This is a genomic window from Methylobacterium sp. (genome assembly GCF_019745455.1).
GTDB lineage: Bacteria > Pseudomonadota > Alphaproteobacteria > Rhizobiales > Beijerinckiaceae > Methylobacterium.
In genome coordinates, this window is the sequence record NZ_JAIETD010000113.1 from 1 (window position 1) to 10,453 (window position 10,453).

Consider the following 10,453-nt stretch of genomic DNA (forward strand, 5'->3'; position numbering starts at 1 on the left):
AGAACAGACGAGCGATCGCGCGCGCCATCAGCCCAAAACGCAGCGTACGCCGATGCCCGATGAATAAGACGGGCTAGGACAGCGCTCGGAATATAGTGCAATTTGCGCCAAAAGGGGGTACGTGTCGATCACCCCTTCGGAAAGCCTTTTGATGTTTCAAAATGAGCCCTTCTGTGTCAAGTGAACCATGCTGTTTGCGCTACGGACGCGCACGATCTGTAAATGCCACCCTAAACGGAAATAGACAAGCTTTTTGCAAATAATTAAATACACAATAAGGCCAAAATCTGTTCTAGCCTTCTAACTTCAAGTGAGATTGATTACCTATGGTAGAGAAGCGGCTCATTTCGGCGAGTGTTGTCGGCGAATTACAGCCGGAAAAGCTGACTGCAATCGACGTATCAATCTTGACGCCAGCGTCGAATTTCGGGTCGGTGGGCGGTAATCGTTTGTTCAACGACACTTTCGTGGACGATCTTGACGGCGAAGCTGTTTGGCAACCCGATGTCTACAACGAGGCGATTGTACTTTCGGAGCGGTTGAGGCTCAGTAACATTATTGACCTAGGCTGCGGGAACGGCGACAAACTCATTGCATTGAAGAGAGACCGTAGCTTCAAAGTGATTGGGGTCGATTTTAATGGCTCGTTAGATGTCGCCAAATCCCGGTATCCAGAATATGAGTGGCTCAACGCCGATTTTTTAAACCTAGATAACCTACACGTGCTTGAGGAGCGTTTGAAAGATTACCTACCTGCAGTTATCATTCTCTCCGACGTCATCGAACACTTGCCGGATGTGCGTCCGATACTTAATTTAATCCGGAATTTGATTGCGTTTGATCCAAACTCATACGTCCTCATCTCGACCCCCGACCGCGAACGTCAGAATTACGAGGATACTACCGATGTCCCCGGGAACTCGGCACATATCCGCGAATGGACCCTCCGTGAGCTTGTTCAACTCGTTTCAAACGCCGGTTTGGAGGTGAGTCGCGCGGGATGGACGCGCTGCAACCAATGGGACGAGTTTTTTACTACGATTATTATTCAGGCAACCTACAACGTCCAACGGCATCGTCGGCGGCTGTGTCGGACCTTTAGTGCCCCAGAGGGGTGGGCTCCCGAGCACCTATTAATCACCTCCGAGCTTCACGGATTTACGCCTTCCGGGGGTATCGGAAGCTTTGTCGTGGAACAACGCGACAACTACGGGGAGAGCCGAACGCTGCTCCTGGTGGCGAGCCAAGGCATCATCAGCGACGTTGAACGCCCTGTCTTTGCACTGTTACCTGAAGAGATCTGTGTCGATGCCGATATGCCGTCGCTTCCGATCGAGGATCGTATCCTTCGTGCCGTTACAAGCGCATTGTTCCTCTTCCCAGCAATAAAGACAATTGAGTTTCAGGATTATCAGGGTATCGGCTGCCGCGTCGCTCAGGCAAAGCGTGCCGGGATTATACCCCTGAATGTTACGGTCGTTGTTCACTGTCACGGCAATACCCACTATTTAGAAAACGGACGCCGCGAGTGGCTCGGTCGGTCACACATTGTGACATCCATCAAAGAGAAAATCTCGGTCGAAAACGCAGACGTTGTCTGTTTTCCTAGTCGTTTCTTGCGAGATCTATACCGCGATGCCGGCATTGATGTTGATCGGCGAAAGTGTGAGTTTCGGCGATATCCTTACACAGGGAAATTCATATCACCCGCGTCAACGCACCGTATCGATACGCTGATTTTCTTCGGCAAACGTACCTTCATGAAAGGTTATAAACTTTTCTTGGACGCACTGACGAGCGATAATGTCGAAGAGTTGCATGCCCGTGGTCTTCGACGCATCGTTATCATTGGGCCGAGAACGCAAGAAACGAATGAATGGGAAGCCGCATTTTTTAAACTAAAGACTGTTTTTACAGTCGAAGAGTACGATAATTTGGTTCGGTATGAAGCAATAGAATGTATTCGCGCAAATGCTGAGCGCTGTCTTGTTGTAATGCCATATATTGCCGATAATTATCCTTTATCAGTGCTCGACTCTATGTCGGCGGGTGCATTGCCCATCGTTGTGAACGCGGGCGGCGTCCCAGAAATGCTGCCACCACGTTTCTTGCAAACACTCGTCTCGCAGCCGGATCCAAAATCGCTCCGCCGTGTCCTCGAACGATTGCTTTCGATTTCTGGTCCCGCAATAGCCCGCGTGCGGCAAGCCTTCTTTGCGACAAGTTACAAACGTCAGATTGCTATCAACGATGAGGCCAAGGCGCCCTTTGAGTTGTCCTCGAACGACGGGGCGAGCACTTGCCTAACGGCCGCTGTAGTTATTCCGTTCTTTAACACGCCAACTGCCCAAGTCGAATTGCTGCTGCGATCATTATTTTGTCAAACCCGCCGACCCGAACAAATTATTATCGTCGACGATGCTTCCTGCCAGGAAGCGAAAGATGATCTTTCTATTTTGATAAGCAAGTTTTCCAAACATAGCCACATCCTCAAAGTTGTGGTTCACGATGTAAATCAGGGTCTTGCATCAGCTCGAAATACTGCGCTCAGAACTACGACTGCCGATGTGCTTATCAACGTAGATTCTGATGACATAGTGCTTAACTGTTTCATTGCTGGTATTTTACAGACTATGGAGTCCAACCCGGATGTTGATGCCGCAGTTCCTTATCTAATGGCGTTTGACGACGGAACCGATGTAGTAGCGGGAGAGCTAAATGGCTACGTATACCGTCCTCTTGGCGACGGCGTTGTAGCATCACAGACCGACAATCTTCTTGGGCACGCGAACTCAGGTTTTCGGGTACAAAAGGTCCGTGAATTAGGCGGGTGGGACCCCACAGCGCGTGCAATGTGGGAAGATTATGCGCTCTACATGCGATTGGTATCTAGCGGCTCACGCATTGCTGTCATTCCGAGGGCGGACGTCCTTTATCGTGTAACGCCAAAATCGATGGCACGAACATACGCAAGATGGCCAGCTATGCGGCTTCTTGCACGAAATCTAGTCGGACTTCCGCGCTTTGACGCTTTTAGATTACAAGCTGTCGAGCGGGAGCGAGAGCACCTTGAGCTTACCACCCAGGCAGCTAATCAAGAAGTTACGCGACTGTACAGCGAAAATTCAATATTGAAAGACAAAGTTGCGCAGTTAGAAAATTTGTCCGAATCAATTACGCAACGGATGGTGGGTGAATCGGCTAGAGCCGCAGATCTCGACTGCGAAATAGAAAAAAACACAGCTCGTATCAAAGATCTTGAGTCAGATCAAGAGAATGTCTTGCAACTTCGGAATGAGAATGAGTGGTTGTTATCCGAGACCATGCGTCTCAAATCATTGGTTAGCGAAACTTCAGATCGTCTAGATGCAGTATGGAAGGTAAAAACTGAATATTTTGAACCTGAGTTGGCTAGCCGTGACGTGCGTATACGCGAGCTAGAAACGAGTTTGAGTCAATCTAATTGTCTGCGAGATGAGAATACTCGATTGATAAGCGATGTGGAACGTTTAGAGCTGTTAGCTGGAGAAACATCCGACCGCCTCGATGCAGTCTGGAAGGTCAAGACTGAGTATCTCGAGCCCGAGTTAAGCTACCGAGATATACGAATTCGCAGACTTGAATTTTCTTTATGCGAAGCCCGTAAACGCTTTTTGCAACTCCCGAAGCAAACGTCATTCAAATATCTATTTTCATCTTTGTTTTCTCCACGGCGTACCAAGGTCGAGAGTCGTCGGCAATATGAGAGGTGCATAGTTGCAACATCAGGGTTGTTCGATCCAACTTGGTATAGACAATTCAACTCCGATCTCGGCGATATGGATCCTCTCGAACACTATATCCTCCATGGTGCTTTTGAAGGGAGATCGCCAAGTCAGGATTTCGATGGAAATTGGTATCTGGATCAGTATCCGGATGTAGCTGCTGCTGGCCAAAATCCTTTAGTGCATTATATTGAACATGGATCTTCCGAAGGGCGCTCTATTCGAAGGATAATTAGTACCGGCTGAGCATATGAAATGAATCTAAAACGTACTGTATGTCACTGTCACATTAGAGAGAATATGTGTGGAATTGCCGGTATCGTCGGGCGCGACGCAGTGGCTGGACAGGTGGTCGAGGCGCTGCGCCGCCTCGAATACCGGGGCTACGATTCCGCCGGCATCGCCACCCTGGAACACGGCAGCCTGCAGCGCCGCCGCGCCTCGGGCAAGCTCGTCAACCTCGAAGCGCGGCTCGCCGAGCAGCCGCTGACCGGCACGATCGGCATCGGCCATACCCGCTGGGCGACCCACGGCCGCCCCACCGAGGTGAACGCCCACCCCCATGCCACGGCGCGCGTCGCCGTCGTGCATAACGGCATCATCGAGAACTTCCGCGAGCTGAAGCAGGAACTCGAAGGGGAGGGCATCCGCTTCGAGAGCGACACCGACACCGAGGTCGTCGTCCAGCTCGTCAGCCGCCTGATGGACAAGGGCGCCGGCCCGGTCGAGGCGGTGGCCGCCGCCCTGCCGCGCCTGCGCGGAGCCTTCGCCCTCGGCTTCATCTTCGCGGGCGAAGAGAACCTGCTGATCGGCGCCCGGCACGGCGCGCCGCTCGCGGTCGGCTACGGCCACGGCGCCACCTATCTCGGCTCCGACGCCCTGGCGCTCGCCCCCTTCACCGATGCCATCGCGTATCTCGACGAGGGCGATTGGGCGATCCTCACCCGCGAGGGCGCCGAGTTCCGGGACAGTTCCGGCGCCGTGGTGGAGCGCCCTCGTCAGACCATCGCCACCCAGGCGTTCCGGGTCGACAAGGGCGAGTACCGCCACTTCATGGCGAAGGAAATCCACGAGCAGCCCGAGGTCGTGGGCCGCACGTTGGCCCATCATGTCGACATGGTCGAGGGCCGGGTGATCCTGCCGGAGGCGCTGCCCTTCGATTTCGCCAAGCTCAGCCGCGTCTACATCACCGCCTGCGGCACGGCCTTCTATGCCGGGCTCGTCGCCCGCTACTGGTTCGAGCAGATCGCCCGCCTGCCGGTGGAGATCGACGTGGCGTCGGAGGCCCGCTACCGCGAGGCGCCCCTGGAGCGCGACGGGCTGACGCTGGTCATCTCGCAATCGGGCGAGACCGCCGACACCCTGGCCTCGCTCCGCTACGCCAAGAGCCAGGGCCAGCACACGCTCAGCGTCGTGAACGTGCCGACCTCGACCATCGCGCGGGAGTCCTCCGTGGTGATGCCGACGCTGGCCGGGCCGGAGATCGGCGTGGCTTCGACCAAGGCGTTCTCCTGCCAGCTTACCGTGCTCCTCTGCCTCGCCATCGCGGCGGGCCGGGCGCGGGGCACCCTCGACGCGGCCGGCGAGCGGCGCCTGCTCAACGGGCTCATCAAGGCGCCGGGCCTGATGGCCGAGGCGCTGGCGCAGGAGCCGGACATCGAGGGGCTGGCCCGCGAGGTCGCGAAGGCGCGGGACGTGCTCTATCTCGGGCGCGGCACGAGCTATCCGATGGCGCTGGAAGGCGCCCTGAAGCTCAAGGAAATCAGCTACATCCACGCCGAGGGCTACGCGGCGGGAGAACTGAAGCACGGGCCGATCGCGCTGATCGACGAGAGCGTGCCGGTCATCGTCATCGCCCCGCACGACGCGGTGTTCGAGAAGACCGTCTCGAACATGCAGGAGGTCGCGGCGCGGGGCGGGCGGATCGTGCTCATCGGCGACGCGAAAGGTGCGGCGGAGCACGGGCTCGACACGATGGCGACCTTCACCATGCCGGCGCTCGACCCTATCGTCGCGCCCATCGTCTACGCGGTGCCGGTGCAGTTGCTCGCCTATCACGTCGCCGTGGTGATGGGGAAAGACGTCGATCAGCCCCGAAACCTCGCGAAATCCGTCACTGTCGAGTAAGACAGATATAGTCTTGACGAACTATGTATAATAACTTATGTTTCAGGACTTTTTAAATATTTCCGCTAATTCTCGAAGTTTATTGCACTATCTAGTACGTGATTTATGAAGCAAAATCGTCAACAAGCAAATTAAAGGAACATTTATGATGAAAATGTGGCAGATATCCGCGAGTGCATTGAAAGCTTACATACCATTTAGTGTGTTCAGGCGCCGCATCAAACGACAAGTCGATCTCTTGGAAAAATCGAAGTTATTCGATCGGTCATATTATCTTTTGCAAGCACAAGACATTGGAATTCAGCTTTCACCACAACGGGCGGTTTGGCACTACGTGATGGTAGGTGATAAACTTAGGCTTAGCCCTCATAGAATCTTTGATACTCATTATTATCATGAAGCATACACTGATATCGAAGGATCCGGTATTAGTGCTCTATATCATTATATAACTCATGGCGCTCAGGAAAATCGTAATCCCCATCCAGCTTTTGACACCTCTTATGTAAAATCTCAGACAAAACTTACGACAAATCCACTCATTGATTATGTAGAAAGCAAACCAGGTAGTCTCAATCCTCACAAAATGTTTGATGAGGCTTACGTACTTCATCAGCTAAGCAAATCTCACTCATTAACGCGAACAGTATTAGAGGAATATTTCGAGGCGGATAAGAATGTTGAACCATCAAAGCAATTCAATGCTGAGCAGTATTTTGACAGGTATCCTGGTATAAAAAATATACATCCGTTCTACCATTATGTACGATGGGGCATCAAAGAAAGAAGAATTATTACTGGTAAACACGACTCGATTGATATGATTAAAGAAAAAATTCAGAAAATGGATGATTTGGAGCCAGATCTGCTCAAACCCTGGCAGGATATCGACGCTATTGGAAGATTAAACAGAATTGTCATAGATTCATCAGAAGAGTCTTCTCTAGTAAAGCTGTATGAATCGGTTAGATATACTGGTGAAACTTTTATAATTATGATGAATAGCCTTGTCGCGGGCGGCGCAGAGAAAGTTGCTGCAAATTTTAGCAATATTTTATCGGAGTTTGACGAAATAAAGAATATTATAATTATAGTAACGGGATATGGCCCACGTGACGCAATAAAGTGGTTTAAAGGAAGTAAGCATGTATTTGTTGATTTATCAGATGAATTTAGTTCTATGAACGATAATTCGGCAGCTTTGATGATAGCAACATTCATGCAATTGATAAATGTTCGGGGCCTATTGGTAATCAATTCTCGTCAAGGCTGGGGTCTTGCTGAAAGACATGGCAAGGTATTGTCTCGACAATGTAGTATTATCGTAGCATGCTTTTGTTACGATTATGACGTTTATGGCCGGCGTGCCGGCTATGCACGCACTCATCTTGTACATGCCATATCGTCGGTTAGTCACGTTATTACTGATAATCATGCTTTCAGAAGCGCCATTATAAAGGATCTAAAATTAGACGAAACTGATGCAGCAAAAGTCAAAGTTGTCTATCAACCAGTAGGTATTGCAAATGCGCCCATAAAAGCTACTCGACAACAAATAAATAGAAAAAGAGTTTTATGGGCGGGACGTTTTTCAATTCAAAAGCGATTAGATTTAGCTTTTGAAATTGCTAAGTTAATGCCCGAGATCGATTTTGTTTTTGCTGGTGGCGATTTGACCGATGTTGGTCTACCAACGTCGCAGATTCCTCTCAATTGCACAATATATGGGAAATATGAAGACATCGATGAAGTGTTGCTTGGCGAGTATGATGCGTTTTTATATACAGCGAAATGGGACGGCTTGCCAAATATTCTATTGGAAGTAGCCGTAAATTGTGTCCCAATAATTGCGCCAAATATTGGCGGAATATCAGAGCTTGTGACCGATGAAACAGGTTGGATAGTGGAGAAACCGGACGAACCTCAAAGTTATGTCCAAAACTTGCAAAATGCTTTAAATAAAACGAGTCAGGCGGCGCAAAAAGCATCCGCAGCCTTAGAATTAATAAAAAACAGGCATTCATATGAAAGCTTTAAAGATATTGTTACAGGTGCTTTTTTCGAGAAAGTAAAACGATAATGATTGATATTAGCTTTATCGTTAATCTTCACGCGGAAGGTCGTATTTGCCTTCCAACCCTAGATACGGCATTAACGGCTGTGAAATATGCAAACAAACACGGTGTTGTTTCTGAGTTAATATTAGTACTTGATAATCCAGACAACGGTACGTTACGCTTAGTCAAAAATCTAGATTTCAAATGTCGTATTGAAATCACTGATGTTCGCGACCTGGGATTAGCGAGAAATTTCGGTGTCGAAGCCGCGGGTGGCAAATACATTGCGTTTCTTGATGGGGATGATCTGTGCTGTGATGATTGGCTTTTAAAAGCTTACGAGGAAGCAGTAAATCATGATACCGATTGTATAGTTCATCCAAAGTTTAACCTTTTCTTTGGAAGAGATTATGATCAATATTTTTGGGTACACCCTGACTGCCGCTATGATGGTGTCAAACTCAGTAGATTATTGGTCGAAAATTTATGGACTTCGTCGGTTTTTGCTGAGCGAAAGATATTTGAGAAGATCCCCTATTGGAGGAATGATCTGAAAAACGGAATTGGATATGAAGATTGGGTATTCAATATTGAGACTGCCGTCTCAAATGTCAGGCACATTGTTGCGCCTGATACTATTATATTTATAAGGCGCAATAAGACGTCAAGTCTATTAGATAATTCAAATTCTGTCGGAGTGGTGCCGGACATTTTGCGAATATTTTCGAAGATGAATTCGAAGATGAATGTAAATCGAATTATATAACAGTATAATTACTGTACCGATTTGCCTGCAAAAATTTAGAGAACTTTCCTCTTGTAGGAGCGGGGTTCTGATAGCAGTCCGGAAGCAAACCTTTATCCCTGAGTTTCGTGCTGAGTCGGTGCGACCGGCCCCAACGAACAGACGTTCCCGCCGATCTGGGCTTCGGGATATCGACGCTGCGCAACTGGATTGACGGTCGGCGTGAGCGGGCGATGGACCACCCGCTGGCCGACCGGCAGGTGGACATGGCCGCCGAGCTCAAGAGCCTGTGCCGTGAGAACGAGCTTCTGCGTCAGGAGTGAGAGATCCTGAAGCGGGTCGCAGCTTTTTCGCCAAGGAGGAAAGTCGATGGGGTTCTGCCTCATTGACTTAGCGAAGAAAGACTTCTCTGTCGTGCGTCAGTGCAAGGCCCTCATCGTCAGCCCAAGCGGCTATTTTGGTTGAAAGGATGGTTCGGCCTTGGCTCGGCAGCGCGAAGATCTCGTGCTGCTTGCCCATCTCCGGTCCGCCTTCCCGCTCTCGCACGAGACCTACGGCAACCCGCGCATGACCGACGAACTGCTTGAGCAGGGTTTGGCGGCCGGCCTTCAGCTCCGTCTTCTCGGCCTCCGTGTTGCGCTGCTAGTGCAGTGGCTCAGACGGATGGTTCAGGGGATCGGCTTACGGCGGCGAGGATGTCGGTGGCGGGTTTGGTCCAGACGAAAGGTCTGGCGCGCCGGTTGTGCTCGGCGATGTAGCGTTTGATCGCCGCCTGCAGGTCGACGACGCCGGTGAAGGAGCCTCGCCGCAGCGCACGACGAGTCAGCGCTGAGAAGAAGCCCTCGATGTCGTTGAGCCACGAGGCCGAAGTCGGGGTGAAGTGGAACGTCCAGCGCGGGTGGCGAGCCAGCCAGGCGTGCACTTTCGGATGTTTGTGGGTAGCGACGTTGTCGAGGATCGCGTGGATCGCCTTGCCGGGCGGGACAGCGGCATCGACGGCGTTGAGGAACCGGACGAACTCACCGTTCCGGTGGCGCTGCATGCAACGGCCGAGCACGGTACCCGCCAAAACATCGAGGGCAGCAAACAGTGTCGTCGTGCCGTGACGGGTGTAGTCATGGGTCTGGGCGGCGGGATGGCCGGGGGCGAGTGGCCGGTCGAGGCGCGTCCGCTCCAACGCCTGGATCTGGCTCTTCTCATCGATGGACAGCACCACCGCGTGGGTGGGCGGGTCCATGTAGAGGCCGACGACATCCTCGACCTTGGCGGCGAAAGCGGGATCGCGCGAGCGCTTGAACGTGCGCAGACGATGCGGCTGGAGGCGGTGAGCGTCCCAGATCCGCTGCACGGCCCGTAACGAGATCCCGAGAGCACGAGCTACGGCACGACCAGTCCAGTGAGCGACCTCGCCCGGCGGCTCCGAGCAGGTCAGCGCCAGGACCTCGGCTACCGTCTCGGTCGAATGGGGCGGCGTGCCGGGTGGACGTGTCTTGTCGCGTAGCAGACCTTCGACGCCCGCCTTGGCGTAGCGCTGCTGCCAGCGCCACACGGCTGGGCGGCTGACGCCCGCCCGCCGGGCGACGTCCTGGACGCTCAGGCGCTCGGCTGAGAGCAGGACGATGCGGGCGCGCTGGGTGTGCTTGAGCGGACGGGAGCGGTCGCAGCCAACCGTTCCGCGTCGCTTGGCCTGCCCCCTGAAAAGTGGTCCTCCCTGAAGTAGGCTTTCGAGCCTTTGGAGGATGCCAGGAATGCCGAGGAAG

5 protein-coding genes and 1 pseudogene are annotated in these 10,453 nt (G+C 52.2%); 5 read left to right on the forward strand and 1 reads right to left on the reverse strand.

The features are described from left to right. Positions 1 to 326 precede the first annotated feature (326 nt). The 5 genes and pseudogenes from K2Y56_RS20040 to K2Y56_RS20060 form a co-directional block, all read left to right on the forward strand. On the forward strand, positions 327 to 4,010 hold the full coding sequence (locus K2Y56_RS20040; protein WP_292511697.1) for a glycosyltransferase: 3,684 nt from the start codon (positions 327 to 329) through the stop codon (positions 4,008 to 4,010). 54 nt (positions 4,011 to 4,064) lie between these two features. Continuing rightward, entirely contained in the window at positions 4,065 to 5,891 is a 1,827-nt protein-coding gene (glmS, locus tag K2Y56_RS20045) for a glutamine--fructose-6-phosphate transaminase (isomerizing) (RefSeq protein ID WP_292511701.1), read from the forward strand. A gap of 154 nt (positions 5,892 to 6,045) precedes the next feature. Beyond that, on the forward strand, positions 6,046 to 7,971 hold the full coding sequence (locus tag K2Y56_RS20050) for a glycosyltransferase family 4 protein (RefSeq protein ID WP_292511704.1): 1,926 nt from the start codon (positions 6,046 to 6,048) through the stop codon (positions 7,969 to 7,971). Continuing rightward, positions 7,971 to 8,714: a glycosyltransferase family A protein gene (locus tag K2Y56_RS20055; protein ID WP_292511706.1), complete on the forward strand. Its 744-nt coding sequence runs from the start codon at positions 7,971 to 7,973 to the stop codon at positions 8,712 to 8,714. The genes K2Y56_RS20050 and K2Y56_RS20055 overlap by 1 nt, the downstream gene beginning before the upstream one ends. Before the next feature lie 70 nt (positions 8,715 to 8,784). Then, positions 8,785 to 9,299: pseudogene (locus K2Y56_RS20060) on the forward strand (IS3 family transposase); the annotation flags it as partial. A 49-nt stretch (positions 9,300 to 9,348) separates the two neighbouring features. Here K2Y56_RS20060 and K2Y56_RS20065 read toward each other — a convergent pair. Next, positions 9,349 to 10,443 carry an IS630 family transposase gene (locus K2Y56_RS20065; protein ID WP_292511708.1) on the reverse strand — a complete coding sequence of 365 codons (1,095 nt, stop codon included), beginning with the start codon at positions 10,441 to 10,443 and terminating at the stop codon, positions 9,349 to 9,351. Positions 10,444 to 10,453 lie beyond the last annotated feature (10 nt).

Excerpts from the sequence above, each read along its gene's own strand:
- K2Y56_RS20040 (WP_292511697.1), top strand. The coding sequence starts at position 327 with ATGGTAGAGAAGCGGCTCATTTCGGCGAGTGTTGTCGGCGAATTACAG.
- glmS (WP_292511701.1), top strand. The coding sequence starts at position 4,065 with ATGTGTGGAATTGCCGGTATCGTCGGGCGCGACGCAGTGGCTGGACAG.
- K2Y56_RS20050 (WP_292511704.1), top strand. The coding sequence starts at position 6,046 with ATGTGGCAGATATCCGCGAGTGCATTGAAAGCTTACATACCATTTAGT.
- K2Y56_RS20055 (WP_292511706.1), top strand. The coding sequence starts at position 7,971 with ATGATTGATATTAGCTTTATCGTTAATCTTCACGCGGAAGGTCGTATT.